Below are 25,253 nucleotides of genomic sequence, written 5' to 3' on the forward strand. Positions count from 1 at the left end.
GAACTTATAAAGGAATTAACTGACGAGGCTACTCGAAAGAGCAAGGCGTAAAACGAGGAGCATAAAATAAAGACCTACAAACGCTACGATAACATGGATACAGACTTTGATGTTGATGCTATCAATGAAAAAATTAGAAAGATTAACAGCATAAAGTTTGATTGATGCGTAACAAAAGCATGGTTAGTACAATTACCCGTCAGCCTTTCAATATAGAGTGCCTGCTCTTATAACCAACCGTAGCTCAGAGTATATAATTTGGACTTGATACAATAAACTCTGTTTTAGCACTACTTGGTGGTAGTCATCACGTTCATGTGACTAGCTGGTAGTCAATGTCGTATCCACATACATCGCTGAACCTTGTTGTTTAAACCAATCAAATTATTGTTGTTGGAGTGGGTTTTAAGTGTTCATTAAACAGTTCGCCAACTTAAACGGATTTGTTCATGTTATTGTTAAAAAAATCTGAAAATTGATTTCCCGTACTTATATCCAATATTATGAGGTTCTCTACAGATCGCGTTATAGATGTGTATACAATTTCGGGCGTATCATCATGATCCATTAGGTAGAACACGGTTTTAGACTCTAAACCTTTAAAACTATGAACGGTTGATAACTTGATTAATCCGCTGTTTGCATAGAAATGGTTTTTCTTAGTTCGTCTTGCTTGCACTATTTTAGTTTGCAATCCTTCATAGTTTTCAAGAGTGTTTTGTAGCGTGTTTTCTGACATAAATTTGAGCGATTCCAAAGTAATATTGGAGTCATAGACTGAAAGTAACTCATGCAGTTCTTGATAGGTTTCAAACATACAATGAACCTTTTCAACATTTTGAAATTGTTCAACTAGTTTACGGACAAAATAAATTTTGGAGGATAGTATAACCACATCATTTGGGTTAAAGTTGTTAGCCTTAATAGTTTTTTGAATCAGTTCAAATGATTGATTTTCCCAGTTATGACTAAATGAGTGATAATCTAGAATCTCAAACGTAAGCCCTTGTTGGGCTGGAGCCGTTTCCAATAATTCAGAATCAGAATATTTTTCTATCAAATACTTCGATTGATAGTCCTTAAAAACTTGGTTGAGTGGTGAATTGAGACTAGTTCTATAAGAGCGTTTTAATTTCTGCCAACGTCCAAATCCTTGAGCTATAACCGCTGCGCGTTCATTGTCTCTCCCATAAATATTTTGTGATTCATCACCAAAAAGAACCATTTCCCCATCAGCCGCTAGAAAGTTATCTCTAATGATTTTGACCCATTCATTCTTAAAATCCTGCACTTCATCAACTAAAATTGTTTGGTAACGTAGCAAATCATAGCCTTCAAAACAGTCTCTTTTATAAAGTTCTTTGAAGCCAAAACGATCTATTAATTCACTTATATCTAGCCCTGTTTCATTGATTTGAGAATTGTAGAACTGATGGTAGTTAGTTACAGCAAAGTTACTCCCATCTCTATATCCTAAAATATCACTGATTCTATCTTTAATTAGATTTTTTAGCGTTATATTATAAGTGATGATCAGTACATTTTCTTGGTGCCGAGTACGAGCATTAACCGCTCGTTGCGCGATAATAGCTGTTTTACCACAACCAGCAACGCCCTTAACCTTTTGTTTACCAACATCACTAACTGCTAACTTAGTTTGTTTGTCATCCAGAGGTATTTTCTTACCTTGATTCAACACATGTTCACATGGCATTAAACGTCGTTTTAGATCATCATAAACACGGTCATCAAATAACACATGAGACTTAAAGCTCTTAATTTTTGATATGAGGGTATTAAGTTGATCATTGGCATATATCATCGACTTATCACGAGACAGCCGTTGTTTAGCCCTCACAATAGCATCAGAGCGTTTATTATAACTATCGTGATTGAGTTTTTGATTGCTATGTTGCTTGAACAGCTCTTGCGATTGTTTACTCAGATCATCGTCGGCCTGGCTATAAAACTGATTGACTTGAGGTTTAGTCGCTTTATGCATATAAACTAGCGGTAGAACAAGATTAAAAAAGTTACGATTAGTAAGCTGCCTTAACCCTAACGCTGGCAAATGTAATTGGTATAAATTCTTTTTGTAAGTAAAGGCTTGTGACTGAGGGGACGCTATTCGAGAAGAACCGTGGGCACTTTGAACTGACCATTTGTTATAACTATCAATACTATATTTTTTTAAATCGTAGTCTTTAACCTCTATGACAAATATCGCTACGCCTTCTTTGATTATAATAAAATCTGGCCTATCACCATCTAAAAAAGGATTAAAAAATATTTCATAGCTGTCATCAAGGTGTTCATTTAAATGATGTAATAAATGGTACTCACCTTCTGTTGGCTGTACTTTTAATCGTTCAATGTTTTCTAGCGACGGATATAAACTAGCCATAATATCTACTTATAAAAAAGGTAATCCAAAATGAGCACCTATTAAACCAATAGGTGCAATAGGTATAGGTAAAAGCAATTCGCCTACAACATCAGCTAACCCATCACTCATTGTGTCGGGTTGCTACATTGATAGCTAACTTTTGTGATACTCCAGTAACTTCAACACATATGTAATCGAGTACTGTTTTCTAACCCCTAATCAATCTGTTCAAGCTAGGGTGGACACTTTATTAAGCGACATTTAATTATTCATATTTCTCAGGACTTAAATAGCCAAGAGAACTATGCATTCTATTCTTGTTGTAATCAACTTGAATATATTCAAATATGTTTTGGCGCATGGCTTTTCTATCCATGATCGGCTCATATTGACCTGTTTAAACTTTCATTGAATGGAAGAAGCTTTCAACACAAGCACTTTTAACATTGCCTTTATATACGGCTTTTATGGCAACTAATTCTACCGTTGGTAACTGTTAAAAACATATAGATACTGGTGTTGTTATTTATTTTTATTCAATTAACATATAGAAATATTTAATAAGGAAATAAAGTAATGTCATCAATAAAAAATGGTTATTATGAGACCTGTGAAAAACTCGCGTCTGGGATTAGTTCTTTTACTGAGAAGGTTCGCTCTTTCAATGAAGAGATGGAAGTTAAAAACATTGAGATTGAGATAGAAAGTGCAGAAGAATTTTGCCTAGGGAATGCCATGAGGCAGCCAGATGGAAACCCATTAAAGGGAAAAGAGGCTGTATTGGCATGTAAGCTAATGAGAAAAGTGTTACTTGAAAATGATCAGGAGCTATTCAATAATTTGAAAGAAGCAGGCTTCATTCATAAGTGATATTTGTAGTGTGGACTCCCCCTTTTTTACCAGCCACCCAAGAAGTTACACTGTAACTTCAACTAGAGGTGTTTATGAGCAAAGGTAAACGACTAACAGTATCTATATGATACTTACCGTATATGATTTGACTCATGAGTGATGATCGTTTCAGGCTCTGTCTGCCATTAGTAACTCAAAAGCTAATGTCAGCTTATGGCTATCAGTTGACCTAAAGAACAACAAGTAGCTAACGTCAGCAAAGCGCACAAAGAACTAAACCGCTCCGCGGTAATGGTGTGTTTGGCAAGCACCGTTCACCCCTTTAACACCTTTAACACCTTCACTTATTCCTAAACTAAGTCTTGAGGCATGTCGTCTCACCTTAGCTTGGAGAATACTCATGAACATCAGCCCATACTTTTCAGCACCACTGCGTCAGCGTATTAACGAAGACATGATCCTTCGTAAACTAGCCACTAGCACACAAATTTCTTATTTCCGTGGTGTTAATAAATTCTGTGAATTTTTACAACACTCACCTGAAACCACCACCCAAGAAGAGTTGCGTGAGTTCCAACTTTTCATGGTCACTCACGGTGTTTCTGGACTCACCGTCAATGCCACGCTAACGGCACTTACGTTCTTATTCAAAATAACACTCGATAAACCGGAAGTCATCGCACGGGTTTGTCCCGTGACCGTTGCCCGTAAATTGCCTGTGGTATTGAGTCTAGAAGAGGCTAAGCGCTTTATGTCTTGTACTATGCATCCTAAATTCAAAGCCGCGTTAGCCGTCGCTTATGGCTCGGGATTACGTGTCAGTGAAGTGGTGTCTTTAAAAGTGAGTGATATCGATAGTGAACGTATGATCCTGCGTGTTGAGCAAGGTAAAGGCAGTCGTGATCGCTATGCACTGTTATCACCCGCTCTCGTTGAACATCTTCGGGGTTGGTGGCGTTTTGCGAACCATGAAGGCCAAATGTTTGAAGGTAGTTGGTTATTTCCAGGCTTGAACCCTATCGACCACATGACAGCTCGCCACTTGAGTCGCGTCTGTAAGCAAACGGCTAATGCGGCGGATATTGAGAAAAATGTCTCCATGCATACTTTGCGTCATAGTTTTGCTACGCACTTACTTGAAGCGGGTGTAGATATTCGCGTGATCCAAGTATTACTGGGGCATGCTCAACTGAATACCACGGCTCGTTATACAAAGGTGGCCACGGATTTACTCAGACAAGTTATCAGCCCATTAGATTCATTAATGATAAAGCATTGAGCCGCTCATGCCTCGTCCAACACTGGAAGTGGCCGATGTCTTCCGAGCACACGGCCAACATTGGCGTGAGAGTCATGCGGGTCATGTCAGTTTAGAGCAACTCAAAGTGATGTCTGCCGTTGAACATTGCCGCAGTGAAGTGCTCGGAGGTCATGTTTTGCATTGCCCTGCGTGTGAGCATGATCAAATAGCCTATAACTCATGTCGCAATCGACATTGCCCGAAGTGCCAAGCGAGCGCAGCGAAACGCTGGCTAGCTGCACGACAAACAGAGTTATTACCTGTCGAGTACTATCATGTGGTGTTTACGCTTCCGCAACCTATCAGTGACTTAGCCTATTACAATAAGTCGGTGATGTATGGGGCGCTGCTCAAAGCGGCCGCTCAAACGTTGTTAACGATTGGGGCGGATACCAAGCATTTAGGTGCTCGCTTAGGTGTGACGTTTGTCTTGCATACGTGGGGCAGTGCCATGACGCATCATCCGCATGTGCATGGCATTATTCCTGGCGGTGGTTTATCACCCGATGGTGAAAAGTGGGTGTCGTGTAAAGCGGGATTCTTCTTACCTGTACGCGTATTATCACGTTTGTTTCGACGGTTATACCTTGAAGGATTACGTGAAGCGTATGAGCAGAATAAATTACTGTTCTTTGGTGATTGTTTACCTATTATGGAGGGAAAAGCCTTTCTGGCCTGGTTAAACAATCAACGAAAAATAGACTGGGTGGTGTATGCCAAGCGGCCTTTTTCGGGGCCTCAAGCAGTATTGGCCTATTTATCTCGCTATACCCACCGTGTTGCTATTGCGAACTCGCGACTGGTGGCTATGGATAAACAAACGGTGAGTTTTAAGTGGAAGAACTACCGCGTTAAGGAGCAAAATCGACACCGAGTCATGACGTTGACGAAAGATGAGTTTATCCGACGTTTTTTACTGCACGTGTTACCGAGTGGTTTTCATCGTATTCGCCATTATGGTTTGACAGCGAATACCGGTCGTAAAAAGAACTTGGCTAAGGCGCGACAGTTATTAAACGTTGAAGTCCCGATAGTGCTATTGGATAAAGATATATCGGGTGAAGTAAAAGCGCATGAGCCAACAGCTACCTTTGTGTGTCCTTGTTGTGGTGCAGCCATGATAGTGACCGAAGTATTACTTCATTTGTATTTGCCTCGAGCACCGCCCTTAATGCAGGGTATGTGATTAACCACAAGGTAAATTATTGACGAGCGTTGATAAGGAATGACGCTGTCCAATTTACGAAAACGAGTCGAATATGGGCTAAAATAAACAAGTATGAAAGGTGATATTTATGTCGAAAAACATATTAAAGCAATCTAGCGTAGTCTTCCTAAAGCATTGCCCCCACTCAGCACAAAAGACAATTAAGTAATCCCCATAGCACCGAGTTTGTTTCCCGCGGTTTCTTCATTGTGAGCCTTTCAGACATCAGCCTTCAATTGGAGAGTTGTTGGTAGGTTTTGTGTACTGGCTGATATCTGAAAACCTTAACCAAGTAGCCCTTAACAAAAGGGCTACTTCATTTGAAGTTTACTAATTTTTTAAAATGAGATGCTAAGGGCGGTAAGTACCACAGAGCAGACATTAGGTCTTTGTGTAAAAACTATAGTTTGGATTAGATATTGTATCGATAACGCCCTGTTTACAGCATATCATTAGGCTTTTAAACTTTTAATAAAAGAGCCCATTTGGCTAAAACCATCAAATGTACTTGGTAATTTATCAGAATCTGATAGAACACCACTAAAAATTAAGTTTTCAAATTTTTCAAGTGCTGTAGCATCTTTTTCCTTTATTTTAGAAGCGTAATCAGCATAACTTTGTATAAATTGACAAAGTGTTTGCCTTAACTCAATCTGCATAATCTGTACTTTTACAGACCTATGATTAAGTAAAATAACTCTAAAGAAATAAATCAATATGACCTCTATTGATATTAACGGCATTAAGATATACAAATGTTCTGTACCTATAGTTTTACTTTTGAACATACCCAATAAAACTAACGTGATTTCAGTTATCAAAGGTGCAAGAATAAGTATTGCCATACCAATTAAGGACAGAAAAGACAAAAAAGCTTCTTTTTTCTTTTTGGTAACAAGTTCAGAAAATCCTTTGTATAACCCTACAAAATTGAATCCAATTTTGTATTCTTCTAGCTTGGTTTTTAAAATATCAACTTCAATTTTTTTTGCTTCTATTTCTTTGTTCCATTCACTTTTGAGCTTTTCAGCTTCAGCCTTCTTTTGTTCAAAACTTTTAAATATGCCGATATTTGCATCATTAATAAACTCTTTTGCAATATTTGCAGGCATTACATAAGAAGCATATATAATCTGAGAGTGTACATTTTCATCCATATCAGCTGCGTCTTCTTGAACCAGACGTTTAATTGAGCTTAGATTCATATTAAGCTCTTTGCCAGCACCGATTAAGAAGTCATATTCACAAAGAAACCTGTATGTTATTGAATATATATGATCAATACTTGTGTTATCAGAAGATTTAAAGTCGCGTAACCATTCTATAAATTGATTTCCAATATGTTTTATATTATAGCTACACCTTTCACTCCAATCCTCGGGGGCTTTGTACATATAACCAACAATAGTCCTAGATATCTTTAAGCGCTTATTTCTACTTTCATCTTCTATATGAGCAGATTCAGCCTTTCTAAGAAACGAAGCTAAAACTTTTGAATTATTCTCCTGACTAAAAAACATCGAAACTCCTAATTAATCCAATTGGCTCACAAAAATTGTTATTGAAAGCCTCTGTAATATAACAGTAATTATTCATTAGAACTAATATAGTAAATAGACTGGTGGCTAATGTCTTCAATGCGCACTAAGTGATCTTTAGCTCTAATTCATTTAACAACCGCTTTAGGCTCCTAGTTTCCCCTAGTAACTCAAAAAAAATGTCTGTTTTGAGGTACCAGTTAACATACTGGCCTAATAAAAACCGCATGATTAAATTGTATGATTTTTACTCGTTTTAGCTTCCGTGAAAACCCACCATGTTCTGATATTCTTCAATAATTAGCCCTAGAGCTGCCTATATAATTGAGATATTTAATTCCCATGAAATGCCAATTTCATGTTAACGCGATTTTATCCGCTCAATTTACCGTTAATATGAATTAAAAAAAAAAGACTATCTGGATTTCGACCTTTAAGCTTTTGATTTCATTATGCCGCCAATTTCACTTTAAACTGGATCTCACATAACGGCACTTATAACAATCCATGTCTATACTCAATTTACTTTCTAATTGTCAGAGCCATTAACATGAAGAAAAATACTAGCCCTTTGCATAAAACAATGAATATTATTTCTTATTTAGCCTTACCTTTAATGGTCATAACGTTAGTCAGTTGCTCTAAAGCACCGCCAGTAGCCGTAAGTGAATGTAGCACTGTGGTCAGTCATGTGAAAAAAGTATTAAAAGACCATGCCCCGAGTAAGACCAAAATGCTTAAACAGTGCAAAGCCGCTACAGATGAAGCTAGGGGTTGTATCATGGCCGCAGATAAACCGATGAAAATACTGCAATGTGACTTTTAGTTTTTTAGCCAACAACTATTTCAGCGGAAAAATTGATAATGCTGGCATATATAACTGTCAGCAAGGGCTGTTTCATCGTTTGTACTACCGTAAGAAATACTACTACATAACGTTGTTAGCACATACTCTATGCCAGCAAGCACAGAAAACATTAAAGCGAAAAAAGGGGCCAGCGAATCAATGGTTAGCTGGCCCCTTTTGATTTTATGCCTTTTTACTTTATCACTTATAATTAATACTGCCCTATTTCCTTATTCAACCACGCGGTGATTAAATAAGAAGAAATAGAGTCGCTACTACTCATTCTATATTGCAGAGTCTCAGAGTTAGCCGCCACATCAGTCACAGAACTATTCGAGGTAAACTTACTCAGTTGCTCACGTGAAAACCACTGAGCATCTTCTAAATCATCTTGGCTAATATCAATTGTCTCAGAAGTGGCAATAGCGGTAAAAGCTAACATTATCGAGGCGGGAAAGGGCCAGGGTTGAGACGCTATATATTGTGGTTTTTCCACGATAATAGCGGTTTCCTCCACCACCTCTCTGCTCACCGCTTGCTCAAGAGTCTCACCTGGGTCAACAAAGCCCGCTAGCGTTGAATACATACCTTTAGCCCAACTAGCCTGCCGACCTAACAAGCAACGTGGAGTACCATCAGCAAACATTTTTTCTACCAGCATAATGACCGCAGGATCGGTGCGAGGAAAACTCATATTTCGACAATCGGAGCAGCGTCGGGCATGCCCAGCTTCAACAGCACCATTAGCATTACCACAATGGCCACAAAATTGATGACTTATATGCCAATGCACTAACCCCTTAGCTAACGCTAAGATTGACGCATCAATAGCAGATAAATTAGCGGTGACTTGTCTAATCCCTTGCCATTGCCCCAGCTCAGTTAACGCTTGCTGAGTAGAAAAACGCAATTTATTATAATCGATAGCAAAGATGGCAGCAGTTGCGGGCTGATTTTTTACACCACCCTGATGTTCTGCTCTGCCTTTCCCTAAGTATATGCAGCTATTAAGATTAACCGTTGGCAGTTGTGTTTTATTAAGATAAATGGGAATAAATTCAGCCGCCTTTTCAAAAAGACTCATGCCTTCATGAATGACACAAAATAAAGTATCTTGGTGATTAAACTCAGCTGTTAACCAGCGTTTATTCTTTCGCTGGTTAGTGCCTCTATCTAACGGCATACTGCCATAGGCTAATGTCATATTTTGCTTTCGTCCTTAAGTGCTGGTGTCCACTGAGCAGACCAACATCCAAAGGAGAAATAATTTAAAATAAGTCACGCCTTGGGAGGATAATTGATAACCACTTTTTTGGCTGTCAATAAGCTGCAGTGTTTTGAGTTCTTTTAATCGAGTATTTAACAATGTGGGGGAGATTTTCTCACAGCGTTGTTGCAACGCTCTAAATGTTGCTGGGCCAGTACGTAAATGCCAAATAATACCTAATGCCCATGTTCGCCCAAGTAAATCGAGTAAAGCCATAATAGGCTTACCCGTTGCAGAGCCGCGTACTTGTCTGCCAGGTAGTGGCAGTGTCATAATTACAAGATAAAATGCAATGATAAAAGCACCATGCTACATTATTGGTAGCGCAGATACTATAGCAAACCGCCCTGCAAGAGCAAGAGAGTAACGCTCACTGCCAATGAGTATTTAGCAGTTAAGTGTTAACTAATTAATTGCTTAACACTTAATTTATTTGCCGCTAATTCATCATAATGAATAGGTAAAAAAATATCAAATTTACTGCCTTGACCTACCTTTGAGCTGACCTCAATACGGCCATGATGATCTTCAATAATAGACCTGACAATATGAAGACCTAAACCTGTGCCCTTACCCACTGGCTTAGTGGTAAAAAAGGGGTCAAAAATATTTTTCAAGTTCTCTTGGCTAATACCAGCGCCATCATCTTCGAAACGGACATTGATTTCTTGTTGAACGACATGTGACGAAATACAAATACAGCCTTTAGTTTCAATGGCATGAGAAGCATTTACCAATATATTAATAAACACTTGTAATAACTTTTGCGGAAACCCAATAACATTAACATTGGCTGCAAGGTCTTTGCTTATTTCAACTTTGTATTTAAGCTCATTAGCGACTAAGGTAAGGCTTTTTTCAATTAATTCATCAATGGCTATCGCTTCAGGAAGTTTTTCGTCAATATGAGCATAATTACCTAAATCTGTGATGATTTTACTGACTCTGGCAGCTCCTTCCAACGTTGAAGCGATTAAAGGTTCAATATCCTCAAGAATAAAATCTAAATCCTCTCGTTGATATAACTCTTGTGCGGCTTTTTTATTAGCAGAATTTTTAGTTAGATCTACATTTGTTAATGCTATATAGGCAAGCAGTGGCTTAAAATAGTCATTAAGTACATCCAAATTACTGCGAATATAACCAACGGGGTTATTAATTTCATGAGCTATACCTGCAGATAATTGGCCAATAGAGGCAAGCTTTTCTGCCTGTATTAACTGTTCATTTAATGACGACAAGGCCTTTTGGCTATGTTTTCTTTCATTAATATCATTTAAGGTGATTAAATAATTAATGGCTCCCATAATAACTATTTTCCGGCCGGTAAATTCAATATGTGGATTTTCAAAACCGGGGGCAAGTAAAGATTCTTCCATATTTTTTAACGCTATATCCTTATCGAACTGACCATCTAAGGTTGCTAAAGCAGGGACAAAATTAGCCACTGGTTTATCGATGATATGCGCTTTATCTCTTAGTAATAATTTTTCAGTTTCTATATTGCACTCTTTTATCAGCCCTTGTTCGTCTACTAAGAGTACCGAACAAGGTATGGTATCCATAATGATATTGGCTTTGTCATTTGCTCGAATAACATTGCAGCGCTCTTGCTCTGCTCGCTGTTTTTCAATGGTAATATGTTGAGTAAACTGCTGAATAGCAATTGATAAGTCAATTATTTCAGTGGCAGCTCTCGTTTGTATAAACTCAACACTAGCCCCTGCGGATGTCCGCTGCAGAGCTAAGGCGGTAATATTTTCAATGGGCTTTACTATGTATTTACTAAAGAAACTGACCGTGCATAAAATAAAACCTAAATAGAGAGAAACCACCAAAAATGACAGTTTAGTAAAGTTGCTTTTCGCTCTCTTAGCCTGCTCACTCCAGAAATGATTATCACGCATAACTTGAGCCGATAATTGCTCTAAGTTACTGACATACATTGTTGTTATCTGGTCAGAGTCAGCAATCCTAGCTTGCCAATAGGTGTTTTTTTGTCTTGAAACCTGGGAGAATAAATTGACAATAACATCATTTTGTTCAGTCGCGACAATGAGTTTTAACACCAGATCATTACCGTCCTTATTGACTAGTTTTCCTTTAACACTCATCAGGGTTTGCCTGAGTTGTGCTGATTGCTCATTAATCCCTTTTGCTAAATACGTTTGCCGACCAGAAAAGAGTAAATCTTGTGTGGTTAGCCAAAGCTGCGACATAGTAAATACATGCTCAATGGTTTGTACTAATAAACGTGACTGATAATGTATCCGTGATACCTGCTCAACCTTTTGGTATTGATGCCAAAGGCTGGCAAAAATAACTACTCCAGAAAGTAACGTCGATATTGCTAATAGCAGATTATAATTAGAAATTTTCATAATTAATTCGCCATTTTTTTGTCAGGGATATGAAAAGCGTTACCATAACTATAGCTTTTCCAATTCATCTCCCCATAATATTTCAGTGAGTAACAGGGTTTTCAATGCACACCTTAATACCACATTGGCTAACTCAGCCGCACCTTGGGCATGACTTAATACGCTTGGCTTCGCCGTAATACCATCAGCACTTAATTGTTGCTTCAATTCTTGATAATTTTTGCCAATAAAAATGTCCTTAAAATCACTATGTTGAGCAATTTTCTTTTTAGGACTGCGACAGCGTTGAAAAACAAAGTCTCTTATTCTTAAGTCTTTATCAATTGCCCACACTATTTCTACCAAGCCCCAAGCACTTTGCTCTGATCTTACATGGACATAACCTAGAACCTCCTGACCTTTCATCGCGATATACAAGGTATGTCGACCGAGTTCACTAAAGTGTAAGTCATTACTGGGCAGTGCAATTTGCACTTGCGCCCGAATATTATCATCGACCGTTTTAACAATTGAAAGCTGATTAGTTTTTTGTGGATAAAGCTGTGCTATTTGCGCAACGGGATCACGTAAGGAGCAGTAAGCGACTGCATGAACATTGCTAGGTAGCAATAGCAGCATAGCTAAAGTCAGTATTAAGATGATAAAGCGTATGGTCATATCAGTACCTAACCCTTATTTGAACTCTAGCCAATTGCTGTTTTTTACCACTTGCTGGGCTGTTAATTTGTTTTACGCCAGACATACTTAGCTCTAACTGGTTATTAAATTGATAACTAAAGCCAATATTTACTAACTTATCCGTACTTGCGTGATCTGTTCTAGCTCTAATAATGAACTGGCTATATAATTTTAATTGCTCATTTATTGAGGTTTTATTTAGCTCAACTAGGCTGTATTTTTCTTTTTGCCAGCCCTGGTGCTGATTATTATCTTCACCTAGGGCTAACTCCCCTAATATCCCCCATGTTCCCCAATAGTATTGCCAATCAATGGCTAACCTTTTTCGTGAAATATCATCAATCTTGCCATCAAAAAAAGACAAGCCAATGACAAAGTCTAGGTGACTTAATGAGCCTATTCTCCCCGTGAGGGCGTATGAGCCAGCAAGCGATTTTGCCTGATCTTTCCCCCCTAGGGTGTAACTAACGTTATATTCTATTTGTCTTAGTACTTTGTTAAAGCTAAGCCCCCAATCCAACTTTGTGCCTAAATTTTTTCCATGATAGTAATCAAGTAAGCGGCCATTGGTATCAATACTTTCTTCTAAGCCAAAAGGTAAGGTAAAATGCCCTACTCGAACATTAGGCAGCCAATTGGGCCCAGCAGTATAATTGAGGTGCGCCTCTCTAATAATAAACTCACTATCATCTTTCGAACTAAATAAGAACGGCACTGGCATATGGTTTACTAACTTGGTGAAATATAGCTGTCCTACACCATAACCAATATCCCCAGAAGAATTAGTAAAAACCTTATGAGTATCAATACCTAAAGCATAAATAGCACTGCTATTATCTAAGGCTTGATTATCATTCAACCGAGCACTGCCATCGATGCTCCATCTGAGGTTTTTGCTGAAATTGCCATAACAAGACTCTGAAACAAACACGAAAACAACGCTGATAAAGACTAGTGAAAAAATATAAAGCCAAGGTTTCATTATTCCCCCTACGGGTAAAGTAAGTCTTACCAGTAACATATATAAATAAACCTTTATAAATTGACCGCCAACCTATTAAGGACTAATTCTCCAGTACAGACAGAAGCCGCTAATGAATATTCGGCATTGATAATTAAATCATCGGTAAGTGTATCTTCTAAGTTGGCGATACCTATATTAGGGCGTAACAGGCGAGGACTTTTTTGAGCTAACCAAATGATACGTTTGGCAAGTAAAACGGCATCATCGGCACAGGTTTCAATCAGTAAAATAGCAAAGGTATGCTCAGCCCACTTTATCAAAGGATCAGATGCTCGGCGCTTTAGTAGCGTTATCACTTCCAAGTCTCGGCTTTTAACCCCTTGCTTGTCATCTATTGAGTCAATTTTTACTAAGAGAAAACTTAACGGGTGTTGATAACGCTTAGCTCTGGCAATTTCATAATTTAGCCAACTTTCGACAAAGTAGTTTTTCGATAACACGCCATCACTTTCAGCATAGGAGACAGTTCCCATAGCACCTTGTTTAAATAAGCCTCTTTCGATACGAATAAGTAAGGTTTTTATATCAAAGGGCTTTATGACGTAATCATCTGCGCCCGAGAGTAAACCGGCACTTTCCTCCGCTATTTCACAGGTCAGCATAATGATCATGGTGGCGGCAAATTTACTATCACTCCTTAAAATACGGCAGGCTTTTAACCCGTCCATGACTGGCATACGTATATCCATAATAATTAAATCCGGAGGGAATCTATGTGCTAACGCTATCGCTTCTTCACCATTAGCGGCCTCGCTAATAGAGACTCGTTGATTGCCTTTATTAAATTGACGGTGAATACCCCTTTTCAAGGTCTCTCTAACACCAGCTTCATCATCAACAATGAGGACACTTTTTTCGCATAACATACGCTCTCCTTGCCCGGTAAATATAAAAGTAAGAAATAAATAGCCGCTTGCTCTTTGGCATAAAGCCGCATAAACACTAAGTAATAATTGAAGTGCAATTGATGTACCAGACATCAAAATAACCCCGAAGTTTTTTAAAGCCCTTAGTGCTCTAGGTCATGGTAAGAGTTGATGTTTTTAGCAAGGTAATGAAGTGGTAATGGGGTATTATCAAAATGACAGTATTTGCAAAATGCAACGCAGGGAAATAATAGCTCGGTTGGCAAGTCTTAGCTTGATATCAAATAAGGTATTATTGGTTAAAGGGTTATGAAACATACCTAAAAAGCCAATATGCTACGGGCTTGAACTTATGCCCAATAAAGAAGAGTCTATTTGTTTTTTTATCATAAACACTTAAAGCTCAACGCCCGTATTCAGTGCTGTTATCCGTTTTAAAGCAGCACTATCTGGCAATAACCTGCTGTATAAAATTAATAAGCCAGCGCATGACTAATTCCCCATCGCCTTGTTGTGACAATGACTGAAGACCCTGAGTGAAGTTTTTCTCAGCAATAATAGCTTTTCGGCTTTGCATTATCGCCTTAGCATAAGCTCGGCTAAATTCAGGGTGACCTTGTAAACCAATAAAATTATTACCCACTTGTATCATGGCATAAGGACAAAAGTCATTAGCCATTAATACTTCAGCGTCAGCTGGTAACTGCTCTACTTGCTCTTGATGGCTAACCACGAGTTTAATTTGATCTTTATGCGGTTGCATCCAAGGTTTATGGCAGTGTACTTTTGTTGTCGCCACGCCCACGCCCCAACCTTTAGCAGAGTAAGCAACTTTACCGCCCAGTATTTTGGCTATAAGTTGATGGCCAAAACATATACCGACAAAGGGCTTCCCCCCGACAAACAATTGCCAAACAAACCGCTCTAACCTAGTAATCCAAGGTAAGTCATCATTTACACTGGCTTTGCTACCACTAGTCATATAAGCATCACAAACATCAATATTGTCAGGAAATTCGCCATCAACAACCCAATAATAATGCAATTCAATGGCACTATCACATTGGCTTAACAACTGAGTAAACATATGGTCAAGGTCAGTAAATTCCTCTTGCAGCGCAGGTTGCACATGGTCACAAAGCAAAATCCCTAACTTCATAATAATAACCCCTCATTAGCATGCAATATCAGCCCATATCAACTCAATAACAATGTTATAGCAAAAATAACTAACTCGTTAACACTCTCCGTGCACTGCTTTTTTGAATATATCGCTATATTGCTGAGCGCTAAAGGCGATAGGGTTGCCGCTGGCACTAGGGTCATTAAATGCCATCATGCCAATTTCATCGGCTCTGCGGGTATCTATGGCTATTTCTTGCAATGAATGAGGAATAGCTAGTTGTTTTCTCAAGGCTAAAATCCAATAAAAAAAACCGTCAAATGTTTGCTGCTCAAGGGCTAAATAACGGCTTAGTCGAGTGATTTTTTTTGCTATAACCTTTTTATTTGCTTTGAGTACATAAGGCATCAATATGGCATTAAGTAAACCATGATGACTATCATAAAGTGCCCCAAGGGGATGTGCTAAGGCGTGCATAGCGCCAAGACCGCGCTGAAAAGCTGTTGCTCCCATAGTGGCAGCGGCCATCACCTGTGCTCGTGCCTCGAGATCATGGCCATTAGCCGTCGCTCTAGGTAAATACTCTTTTATTAAGCGGATGGCCTCAAGAGCAATACCTGCCGCCATGGGATGAAAAGAAGGGGCACAATACGCTTCCAGCGCGTGCGATAATGCGTCCATGCCAGTGGCAGCGGTTAACCCAGCGGGTAAACTAACCGTCAGCTGGGCATCTAAAATCACAATATCCGGTAACATTGCCGGGTGAAAAATAATACGCTTAATATGCGCTTGCTCATCGGTGATAACCGATGCGCGCCCTACTTCAGCGCCTGTTCCCGATGTGGTTGGGATAGCAATGACTTTCGCCATTTTATCTGTGTTTACTCGGTGAAAATTGCTCCCTGAATCTTCAAAGTCCCATAAGGGTCTCGTTTGACCAACCATGAGCGCGATTGCTTTGCCGGCATCTAGGGCTGAGCCACCGCCAAATGCTATAACCCCATCGTGCTTGCCGTGCAAAAAGGCAGTAACACCATCGGTTATATTTTTCTCGCAGGGGTTAGTTTTAATGGCAGAAAAAACCTGACAGTGAATACCTTGTCCAGCAAGATGTAACACCGCTTGTTTTACCATTGGCAGTGCCGCCAAGTCAGCATCTGTGACCAGTAAAGGCGCGTTAAAACTAAGTTCCTGACACGCTGAGGGTAATTCATTGATGCGGCCAATGCCGGCACGAATCGAGGTAGGATAATGCCAATTGCCATAAAATTGCTTCAGCGTTGTCACCGATAACCGCCTTGGTTTTTCACGTTGAGTTAAGTCAAATTTACCAGTCATTATTCACTGTTAGTCATTTTAATATGAAATGATTTAGCTCGGCTAAGGGCCTGATAACCTAAGCTAGATAAGGTACAGCCTCGCCCTGAATTTTTAACCCCAGTCCAGGGTAAAGCTGGGTCGAGGTAATCACAGCGATTAATAAAAAAGGTGCCGGTAGCTAATTGTTCGCCCAGGGCGATGCCTTGCTTAATATTGCGAGTAAAGACGGTCGAGGTTAAACCAAACATTGAGTCATTTATCAAGCTAACGGCCTGTTGATCATCGCTCACTTTCATAATGCCAACCACAGGGCCAAAACTTTCCTCCGTCATTAGTGACATACTGTGGTCAACGTTGGTTAACACTTGCGGCGCGAGATAAGCACTACCTGGCTTATCTAAGGGGAAGTGATGACTGGCAAGGTGTGTTTTGGCGCCAGCAGCAAGTGCTTCGGTTATTTGCTGACGAACAAAGTCCGCATTGGCAGCGTTAACCAAGGGCCCAAGTGTGGTGGCTAGTTCATCCGGCCGCCCTAACTTATAGTCCTGTACTAAGGCCACTAATTGCTCAACAAAGTCATCATAGACCTCGCTGTGCACATAAATGCGTTCAATAGCGCAACAAGATTGCCCTGAGTTGAAAAAAGCACCATCAAGGCAACTTGCCACCGCCTCAGCTATATCAGCATCTGCTCGAACATACGCAGCGTCTTTGCCACCTAACTCTAAACCCACACCAATAAAACGGCCACTGGCGGCGCGTTCGACCATTTCACCGCCGGCCACTGAGCCAGTAAAAGCAACGTATTTAATTAGCGGCTGGCGAATAAGATTTTCGGTCTCATCATGACTTAAGAATAAATTTTGAAAGATGCCCTCGGGTAAGCCCGCTTGCGCAAAAGCGTTAGCAAATTGCTCACCGCATAAGGGGGTTTGCGCTGAATGTTTTAGCAGGACACTATTTCCCGCCATAATGGCTGGCACGATAGAATTAATCGCCGTTAAGTACGGATAGTTCCACGGGGCAATAATAAAAACAACACCCAAGGGTTCGCGTTTAATGTAGCGTATGAAACCCGGTTTTTTGGTTAATTTTATATCGGCTAGGGCATTTTGTGCCTCGGTTATCATAAAGCGAGCACGCTCGGCCATACCACTTACTTCACCCTGGCCATAACGAATGGGCCGTCCCATCATCCAACATAACTGCTCGGCAATTTCATCGGCTTTACTGAGCAAGATATCGACCATGGCATGACAAATAACCGCCCGCTGTGCTAGTGAGCTTTGTCGCCACCTAATTTGTGCGCTATTTGCAAGTGCCAAAGCCCGTTGGACCTCAGCCTGAGTAGCCAATTCACGCTCGACATAAATAGCGTCATCTATAGGTGAACGTGTGGTTTGAATTTTACTCATAGTGAACTCATAAATTACTCATTACTTATCTACCTAGTAACAACGCTACTGCTAAGTGTGGTTAAATTATTTCAGCTTATATAATTTCAAAGTAGCGACTTAACTCCCAATCAGAAACATGCTTACGGTATTCTCGCTCTTCCCATTCCCTACTGGCACTAAAGTGCTCAACAAAGTCATGACCAAACATGGCTATGGCGGCTTTCGATTGCTTAAACCTAGTCGCCGCTGCAAATAAAGTATTGGGCAGTGCTAATTCTGCTGGATGACTTTGTTGATAAGCATTGCCCTTAATTTGTGGCAAGGGCTGCAGTTGCTCTTCTATGCCAATTAAGCCCGAAGCTATGGCCGCGGCTAAGGCTAAATAAGGGTTAGCATCGGCAGCGCCAAGTCGATATTCAATTCGTTGTGATTTTTCTGAGCCAGAAATAACCCGCAGTGCTGTGGTACGATTTTCTACCCCCCAAGTAGCATCAAGTGGCGCCCATAAGCCAGGAACCATGCGACTATAGCTATTAACTGTCGGAGCAATCATGGCGATAAACTCAGGCATAAAGCGTTGTTGTCCGGCAAGAAACTGGCGCTGTAATTTACTCATGCCATCCTTATTATCTTGCTGATAAAACACACCATGGCCTTGTGCATCTTTTAATGAGATATGAATATGACCACTTTGCCCTGGCCAATCTGTCGACCACTTAGCCATAAAAGTAGCCATTAAATTATTACGTTGTGCCCAAACCTTGATAAAGGTTTTAAAAAGTGCGGCTTTATCCGCAGCATTAAGTGCTTCATCATGGGCGATTGCGGCTTCTAAGACCCCAGGACCTGTCTCTGTGTGTAAGCCTTCAAGGGGAAAGTCCATTTGTTCAGCAAGGGCTAAGATTTGATGATGTAAGTCGGCGTGCACCGAGTTACGGATGATCGAATAACCAAAGCAGTCCGGCGACAGTGGTGTTAAGTTTTTATAATTTTTTGCTCGAACAGACTCAGGCGTTTCATTAAAAATAAAAAACTCATATTCTAATGCCGCTATCACTGTAAAACCTTGTTCTTTGGCGCGTTCAAGTACTCGCTTTAGGGTGTTGCGCGGACAAATAGGCGCTGCAGCACCACTAAACTCCGCGATAAATAACAACATATCATCTTCAAAGGGTAAGGCACGGCAGGTTTGCGGGATAATACGAACAGGTGCATCTGGGAAGCCAGTATGCCAGCCAGTATATTTAACATTATCATAAAGCTGATCTTGACAATCCCAGCCCAATACAACATCACAAAAAGCAAAACCTGAGTCTAATGAGCAGAAGAATTTTTCTTTACTCATGTACTTGCCACGCATAATGCCATCGATATCAAACAAGCCCACTTTCACATGGCTAAGGCCTCTTTGCTCGACAATTAACTTAGCGTCAGCAATGGTTTTAACTTCTCTTGGTAATAACATGCACTTTCCTCTTTAGCGGTATTACCTTACCTAGAAATCAGCTAGAGATTACCTAGAAATGATCTAGAATATTGATAACTCGAAGGATAATTAAAATTTGTACTTACCTTTACAGTAAAGCTCAACAAAGGAGATTTTTCAAAATAACTCAATATTGATTGAGTTATTTTCAGAAGAGTACACAACTAAGCAGGCGTAAAAAAGCCAGTCGAATGACTGGCTACTGATGACATGGTATTAATACATGGTACAAACACATGGTGTAAGTAAGCTTAACTGCTAGGTGCCCGCTTAGCCGTGTTAACAAACTGACTGGCGGCTAAAGAAAGTAAGGCGAAAAAGGCACCAGCATAAAATACTAAGGAATGATCATAAAGCCAAATTAAACCAAAGGTCGCTGGTATAACCACAGCGGCAATATGATTAATACTAAAACTTACCCCAGCAGTTGCAGCAATATCTTTTGGGTCTGCTATTTTTTGAAAATAGGTCTTTAAGGCGATGGCCATAGCAAAAAATAAATGGTCAATAACATACAGCACGGCGGCAACATTAGCCGACTCAACCAGCGCATAACCGATAAAAACGGTAATTAAGCCCAAATACTCTAAGGTTAAGGCTTTACGCTCCCCTACTTTGGCAATCCAAGCACCTATTTTAGGCGCTAAAAAAAAGTTAATTAGATGATTAATCATATACAAAAGCGTAATTTCTTGGACACTGTAACCAAATTTTTCCACCATAAGGAAGCCGGCAAAGACAACAAATATTTGTCGACGTGCTCCCGCTAAAAAAGTGAGTAAGTAATACAAACTATAACGTTTTCTTAGAATTATTTTTTTATGTTGTATATGTTCCATTGGAAATTTAGGCATAGCAACGGCTAAGCAAATCGTTAGTAATAAGCCACTAAGACCAAAAAATATATACATCACTTGATAGCTAGCAGAAAAAACACTAAAACCCAGCCAAATTAAGCCATAACAGATAAGTGATGCCGCTGACTTTATTGACATTAGTTGACCAAGTTTTACTGGCGCCTCTGCTTTTTTAAACCACTGCAAGCTTAATGACGTATTTATGGTTTCATAATAATGAAAACCAATAGACATCAACACCGTTGTGGCATAAAGCCCGTAGATACTAGGAAACAGCCCAGTAATGGCAACACCAATAGATAACAGACACAAAGAAATCAAGGCAAAGACTTGCTCGGTAAACACTAATAACACAAATATCGCGGTAAACGCTAAGAAGCCAGGGATTTCCCGTAAAGATTGCAACATGCCTATTTCAGCGCCAGTAAAGGCTGCTTGCTCAATAACAAAGTTATTGAGCATTGCCATCCAACCGGCAAAAGTAACTGACATGACAATGCTGGCAATCGCTAAGAAAACAAAAGGACTTTGCCAACTTTTACCTTGCTCGGTAACAAGTGTTGTTTTTGCTGTTGCTTGCGTTGCTTTGCTTAATTCTTTCATACAACTCCTTGTTATACATAACTGACACTAAATAACTGACACTATTTAACTTACCCGAAGTAATGAGTGCCAAAGACATAGCAGGTAAACGCTCTACCAAGGATAAGCTTGTCTCGCTAAAGAGGCCATTATATGATGATTTAACATGAGCAATAGCGACAATTATGACAGTTAGTTTATCAATTCAGACAAAATCGTCTGGCATAAACAAAGCCCGAGCCGACTTTACCCAAGCTTACCCCGAACTGTATTACCTACCTCTGCCGAATTTAAGCCCATGACGCAGATTGTTAGCCATACTCATCCGTGGTCGCAGCTTTCCTATTCTTGTGTTGGTGTTATGCCTATTGAAACCGATGCGGGTATTTTTGTTTATGCCAACTATTCAAGATAAAAGACTATTACCGATAATTGAAACCCTCAACCAAGAGCCCGCTAATAAATTAACCATAGAGCAATGGTCACTTAAAGTTGGTGCCTCAAGCAGGACACTAAATCGATTATTTAATCAAAATTACGGCATGGGTTTTAGCAAATGGCAACAAAAACTAAGAATATTAAAATCGTTAGAATTACTGAACAGCAATACCCACTGATAGATATTGCCTTTGAGCTAGGTTATGAATCAACTTCAGCATTTATCACCGGCTTTAAAAAACAACTTGGTTGCCCACCTAAAAAGCACCTCGCTAAGTAACCTTTTCTTTAGGGCAACTTACTAGCCTTTAACAGTAACTAATACGTATCACTATTTTTTTTCAAGTTTAAATTCACTCATTTCCTCATGTAAGTCATGGGAGGTAGACTGTAAGTGAGTAGTTGCTTCAACGGCCCGATCAATCTCCAACTTGTTCTCATGCGAGGCATCATTAACTTGCGTGATATTGTTATTTATTTCTTCAACCACACAGTGTTGCTCTTCTGCAGCGGTCGCCACTTGGGTGGACATATCATTAACACTACTAATAGCTTCATTAACATCGGCCATTAAAGCATTTGAGCGTTCAGAGAACTCTATGGTTTTGGCACTCAGCTCTCGGCTATGATCCATAGCCACCACAGCGTTATGTGCGCCCGAACGATATTGCTCAATCATTTGTTCAATTTCTTTAGTTGACTCTTGTGTACGTTGCGCTAAGTTTCTCACTTCATCGGCAACAACAGCAAAACCTCGGCCTTGCTCCCCGGCTCTGGCTGCTTCTATCGCGGCATTAAGCGCGAGAAGGTTGGTTTGCTCGGCAATACCTTTGATGACTTCCAATACTGATTCTATTTTTTCACTGTTTTTTTCTAGCTTAGTAAGCGCCTCGCCACTGTCTGATAAACTTTCCACCAGTTGCCTAATTTGCTCCATAGCCTGTAAATTCACCTGCTGACTTTGCTGTGAACTAGATGATGCGGCTTCTGTTAACTCTAGGGTACTGTTGGTGTTTTTTGCCACTTCTTGTGCGGTTGAAGACAACTCGTTAATTGCTGTAGCCACCAAATCAATTTGTTGAAATTGATTGACTAAATTTTCTTGCACCTTGTTATTTGCTTGGGCTAATACTTGAGCAGTTTGTTGCACATCATTGGTAGAGTCATTGACCTTGGTTAAAATAGCACAAACACTAGCGCGCATTGTCTCCATATGTTCAAGCATCTGCCCTACTTCTCCTGGTTCATCTACTGCTACATGTTCATCAAAATTGCCATGAGCAATATTCTCTAACGAATGTACTGCCTTTTTCAAGCCAGCTTGCACGGCATTAATGACCAGCCAAGCGCTAATAATATTAACGAATACACTCACAACTACTGCAGCTATGGCAATAAACTCAAGCTTGATAGCTTCTTCATCAATTTTTATTACCGCCTCTTCGGTAAAACGCTCAATTTCAGCTAAAACACCTTCAACATGCTCAGTTAGCGCTAAGGCCTCATTTTCAACCGTTTCGCTTAATAGCTCAGCATGATGAAACTTATGCTGTGCTAACGCCACAAAAACTTCTTTCGCGTGTTTCGACCATTTTTTATGCTGACGTTCTAGTTGTTTGACATCAGTTAAAAGCTGCGAAAATTCATCTCTGTCAACCTGCTCTTCAGCATGATTTTTTGCTTGAGCAAGTGACTGCTCTATTGCCTTTAATTCGTGTGCAATCTTTTTATTTAAACTTTCAAAGTGCTCAACCGCTGCCTTATAATGCGCGTTTGCTGAGGGCTCAGTAGCCGTTGCTAAAGCAAAGCGAAAAGCCTGTTCAAAATATATTTCTTGCTCTAACTGATGCTCTGTTAACGAAGTGACCGCTTTGGTTATGGGAATATCGGTATTGGCAACAGCTTCAATATGATGTTCAATGGTGATTAATTGCGTTAGTATTATGGCGGTGGCAATAACCTGGACCGCAACGGCTAGCACAACCATAGCGATAATGCGTTGCTTGATGGATAAATCAACTTTCATCTTAATTACTCCTCAACCTTTTTAGAATGCTTTTGAAAATACTTTTTAGAGTACTTTTGCAAATATTTTTGCCCATTATCACCGCATTCTATGTATAAATTTAAAGCCTAGATTAAAAGTGTAGCTCATTTTTTGTATGGATATTAAAAAGCTAGCGCTTATACATTTTATGATGTTATGACATACAATAAAAAACAGTTGGAGATAATTGTTTTAGAGAGCTGGATAGTATTCACCAAAACAAAATAAACCACCTAAGGAGTTGATAAAATTAAACTTTTAATAAATTATAAATTAAAAACTTTAACGATTAACTTTTGCGATATCTGTTAACGCAGCGGCTAAATCATATTCAATAGTGGTATGTAAAAAGAACACGTTTACTCCTCGATAAAGTGCCTTGCTAAGGTATTTTACTTGCCGCTTAACTATCACTAAGCTTGCTCGACACAATTTTGTCTTGTCAATGCAGTGATTTTAGCGATATAAAGGGCAACGACAGTGACTACAGTGACGCAAACTGCTCCATAGCACTTTTTATTAATGATATTTTATAGGCTTTATTTATGAAACTGATGGAGGTATTAAATGAGATACATCAGCAAGTGCTCCCTTCCCTTGGGCAAGGCAAGGTTGCGACATATATTCCCGCTTTAGCGAATGTTGATCCGATGCAGTTTGGTATGGCGATCACCTTAAATGATGGCCAGTATTATGGCGTCGGTTCATACCGGACCCCTTTTTCTATTCAGAGTATTTCTAAAGTATTTAGCTATACCCTAGCGCTACGAACTTATCAAGATGGCTTATATAAGCGTGTTTGGCGAGAGCCTTCCGGTAACCCTTTTAATTCTTTGGTACAGTTAGAGTATGAAGCAGGTATTCCTCGCAACCCTTTTATTAATGCCGGCGCCATCGTGGTGTGCGATAGTTTGGTGTCTCATTTTAATGACCATGAAAGAGCCTTTAATGAAATTCTGGGGTTTATTCATCAGTGTAGCGGTGATAACAGCATAACCATAGATGAAGTGGTCGCTAAGTCTGAAATGGCACATGGCTTTAGAAATATTGCTTTAGCCAATTTGATGAAAAGCTTTGATAACTTTGATAATGATGTCAATACAGTCTTGCAAACTTACTTTAAACATTGCTCTATTGTGATGAATGCCCAGCAACTATCGCGCTCTATGCTGTACTTAGCGAACAACGGCACTGATCCTATCTCAAAGAAACAGTTGATTAACGCTACTCAAGCAAAGCGTATTAATTCATTAATGTTAACGTGTGGCCATTATGATGCGTCTGGCGATTTTGCTTTTCGCGTTGGCTTACCGGGTAAAAGTGGCGTGGGCGGCGGTATTGTCGCGGTTGTGCCGGGGAAAATGGCTATCGCGGTCTATTCACCGGCATTGAATGAATACGGTAATTCATTAGTTGGCACAAAAGCACTAGAGCTATTTACTACTAAAACAGGACTTTCTATTTTTTAAGCTTAACTTAAACCGCCTTACGCCAAAGGCATGATATTGAGTTTGAGTTATAAAGTAGTTAATTACAATGTTAACAAGCCCAGCTCTGTCGCCGTTACTATCACATTCAGCCTTGATCAAAGTTTACCCTCGGGTTAAGCCAAGTACTGCGGTGGAAAAACAGATAAAAAAGGTCGCTTCCGAGTAAA

At 39.7% G+C, this 25,253-nt stretch carries 21 protein-coding genes and 1 pseudogene; 7 read left to right on the plus strand and 15 right to left on the minus strand.

Annotated features, from left to right (window positions below; translation table 11 throughout):
* Nucleotides 1–433 precede the first annotated feature (433 nt).
* Both CMT41_RS12305 and CMT41_RS18740 read right to left on the minus strand, forming a co-directional pair.
* Nucleotides 434–2,404 carry a nuclease-related domain-containing DEAD/DEAH box helicase gene (locus tag CMT41_RS12305; RefSeq protein WP_058027418.1) on the minus strand — a complete coding sequence of 657 codons (1,971 nt, stop codon included), beginning with the start codon at nucleotides 2,402–2,404 and terminating at the stop codon, nucleotides 434–436.
* Nucleotides 2,405–2,651: 247 nt separating this feature from the next.
* Nucleotides 2,652–2,840 (minus strand): annotated as a pseudogene (locus tag CMT41_RS18740) (IS3 family transposase); the annotation flags it as partial.
* Between the two features lie 122 nt (nucleotides 2,841–2,962).
* Between CMT41_RS18740 and CMT41_RS12310 the strand changes: the two are divergent.
* The 3 genes from CMT41_RS12310 to CMT41_RS12320 all read left to right on the plus strand — a co-directional run bounded on the left by CMT41_RS12310 (nucleotide 2,963) and on the right by CMT41_RS12320 (nucleotide 5,724).
* Complete coding sequence (locus tag CMT41_RS12310; protein WP_058027419.1) at nucleotides 2,963–3,256, plus strand: hypothetical protein; 294 nt, start codon at nucleotides 2,963–2,965, stop codon at nucleotides 3,254–3,256.
* 382 nt (nucleotides 3,257–3,638) lie between these two features.
* Nucleotides 3,639–4,517, plus strand: coding sequence for a tyrosine-type recombinase/integrase (locus tag CMT41_RS12315; RefSeq protein ID WP_058027420.1), 879 nt, complete (start codon nucleotides 3,639–3,641; stop codon nucleotides 4,515–4,517).
* Between the two features lie 7 nt (nucleotides 4,518–4,524).
* Nucleotides 4,525–5,724, plus strand: coding sequence for an IS91 family transposase (locus CMT41_RS12320; protein WP_058027421.1), 1,200 nt, complete (start codon nucleotides 4,525–4,527; stop codon nucleotides 5,722–5,724).
* 473 nt (nucleotides 5,725–6,197) lie between these two features.
* Here CMT41_RS12320 and CMT41_RS12325 read toward each other — a convergent pair whose 3' ends face one another.
* Nucleotides 6,198–7,265 carry a hypothetical protein gene (locus tag CMT41_RS12325; protein ID WP_058027422.1) on the minus strand — a complete coding sequence of 356 codons (1,068 nt, stop codon included), beginning with the start codon at nucleotides 7,263–7,265 and terminating at the stop codon, nucleotides 6,198–6,200.
* Between the two features lie 568 nt (nucleotides 7,266–7,833).
* On the opposite strand from CMT41_RS12325, the gene CMT41_RS12330 reads away from it, so the two are divergent.
* Nucleotides 7,834–8,109 carry a hypothetical protein gene (locus CMT41_RS12330; RefSeq protein ID WP_232299953.1) on the plus strand — a complete coding sequence of 92 codons (276 nt, stop codon included), beginning with the start codon at nucleotides 7,834–7,836 and terminating at the stop codon, nucleotides 8,107–8,109.
* Nucleotides 8,110–8,341: 232 nt separating this feature from the next.
* On the opposite strand, the gene nudC is transcribed toward CMT41_RS12330, so the two are convergent.
* The 11 genes from nudC to CMT41_RS12385 all read right to left on the minus strand — a co-directional run bounded on the left by nudC (nucleotide 8,342) and on the right by CMT41_RS12385 (nucleotide 21,132).
* A complete protein-coding gene (gene nudC / locus CMT41_RS12335; protein WP_058027423.1) occupies nucleotides 8,342–9,334 on the minus strand; it encodes an NAD(+) diphosphatase in 993 nt (330 codons plus the stop codon).
* 15 nt (nucleotides 9,335–9,349) lie between these two features.
* The gene (locus tag CMT41_RS12340) at nucleotides 9,350–9,670 is read right to left on the minus strand and encodes a winged helix-turn-helix transcriptional regulator (protein ID WP_157466375.1); all 321 of its coding nucleotides are present in this window, start codon (nucleotides 9,668–9,670) and stop codon (nucleotides 9,350–9,352) included.
* Nucleotides 9,671–9,798: 128 nt separating this feature from the next.
* Nucleotides 9,799–11,778 (minus strand): PAS domain-containing sensor histidine kinase, encoded by a 1,980-nt coding sequence (locus tag CMT41_RS12345; protein ID WP_058027424.1) that lies wholly within the window; start codon nucleotides 11,776–11,778, stop codon nucleotides 9,799–9,801.
* A 48-nt stretch (nucleotides 11,779–11,826) separates the two neighbouring features.
* Complete coding sequence (locus tag CMT41_RS12350; RefSeq protein WP_058027425.1) at nucleotides 11,827–12,435, minus strand: hypothetical protein; 609 nt, start codon at nucleotides 12,433–12,435, stop codon at nucleotides 11,827–11,829.
* 1 nt (nucleotide 12,436) lies between these two features.
* The gene (locus CMT41_RS12355) at nucleotides 12,437–13,438 is read right to left on the minus strand and encodes a hypothetical protein (protein WP_058027426.1); all 1,002 of its coding nucleotides are present in this window, start codon (nucleotides 13,436–13,438) and stop codon (nucleotides 12,437–12,439) included.
* A 53-nt stretch (nucleotides 13,439–13,491) separates the two neighbouring features.
* Nucleotides 13,492–14,460 (minus strand): response regulator, encoded by a 969-nt coding sequence (locus CMT41_RS12360; RefSeq protein WP_231733053.1) that lies wholly within the window; start codon nucleotides 14,458–14,460, stop codon nucleotides 13,492–13,494.
* Nucleotides 14,461–14,791: 331 nt separating this feature from the next.
* Nucleotides 14,792–15,505 (minus strand): glutamine amidotransferase-related protein, encoded by a 714-nt coding sequence (locus CMT41_RS12365; protein ID WP_058027427.1) that lies wholly within the window; start codon nucleotides 15,503–15,505, stop codon nucleotides 14,792–14,794.
* Nucleotides 15,506–15,583: 78 nt separating this feature from the next.
* Nucleotides 15,584–16,807, minus strand: coding sequence for an iron-containing alcohol dehydrogenase (locus CMT41_RS12370; protein ID WP_058027428.1), 1,224 nt, complete (start codon nucleotides 16,805–16,807; stop codon nucleotides 15,584–15,586).
* On the minus strand, nucleotides 16,807–18,204 hold the full coding sequence (locus tag CMT41_RS12375; protein WP_058027429.1) for an aldehyde dehydrogenase family protein: 1,398 nt from the start codon (nucleotides 18,202–18,204) through the stop codon (nucleotides 16,807–16,809). The genes CMT41_RS12370 and CMT41_RS12375 overlap by 1 nt, the downstream gene beginning before the upstream one ends.
* 76 nt (nucleotides 18,205–18,280) lie before the next feature.
* Nucleotides 18,281–19,651: a glutamine synthetase family protein gene (locus tag CMT41_RS12380; protein WP_058027430.1), complete on the minus strand. Its 1,371-nt coding sequence runs from the start codon at nucleotides 19,649–19,651 to the stop codon at nucleotides 18,281–18,283.
* 272 nt (nucleotides 19,652–19,923) lie between these two features.
* Nucleotides 19,924–21,132: an MFS transporter gene (locus CMT41_RS12385; RefSeq protein ID WP_335338149.1), complete on the minus strand. Its 1,209-nt coding sequence runs from the start codon at nucleotides 21,130–21,132 to the stop codon at nucleotides 19,924–19,926.
* A 374-nt stretch (nucleotides 21,133–21,506) separates the two neighbouring features.
* Here CMT41_RS12385 and CMT41_RS19585 point away from each other — a divergent pair, with 374 nt between their 5' ends.
* Together CMT41_RS19585 and CMT41_RS19590 are read left to right on the plus strand one after the other, a co-directional pair.
* Complete coding sequence (locus tag CMT41_RS19585) at nucleotides 21,507–21,728, plus strand: helix-turn-helix domain-containing protein (protein WP_058027431.1); 222 nt, start codon at nucleotides 21,507–21,509, stop codon at nucleotides 21,726–21,728.
* Entirely contained in the window at nucleotides 21,668–21,829 is a 162-nt protein-coding gene (locus CMT41_RS19590) for a helix-turn-helix domain-containing protein (RefSeq protein WP_232299954.1), read from the plus strand. The genes CMT41_RS19585 and CMT41_RS19590 overlap by 61 nt, the downstream gene beginning before the upstream one ends.
* A gap of 51 nt (nucleotides 21,830–21,880) precedes the next feature.
* On the opposite strand, the gene CMT41_RS12395 is transcribed toward CMT41_RS19590, so the two are convergent.
* A complete protein-coding gene (locus CMT41_RS12395) occupies nucleotides 21,881–23,575 on the minus strand; it encodes a methyl-accepting chemotaxis protein (protein ID WP_058027432.1) in 1,695 nt (564 codons plus the stop codon).
* Between the two features lie 572 nt (nucleotides 23,576–24,147).
* On the opposite strand from CMT41_RS12395, the gene CMT41_RS12400 reads away from it, so the two are divergent.
* On the plus strand, nucleotides 24,148–25,065 hold the full coding sequence (locus CMT41_RS12400) for a glutaminase (RefSeq protein ID WP_197410283.1): 918 nt from the start codon (nucleotides 24,148–24,150) through the stop codon (nucleotides 25,063–25,065).
* The last annotated feature ends 188 nt before the right edge of the window (nucleotides 25,066–25,253 follow it).

The sequence above is a fragment of the Colwellia sp. MT41 genome, from assembly GCF_001444365.1.
Lineage (GTDB): Bacteria > Pseudomonadota > Gammaproteobacteria > Enterobacterales > Alteromonadaceae > Colwellia > Colwellia marinimaniae.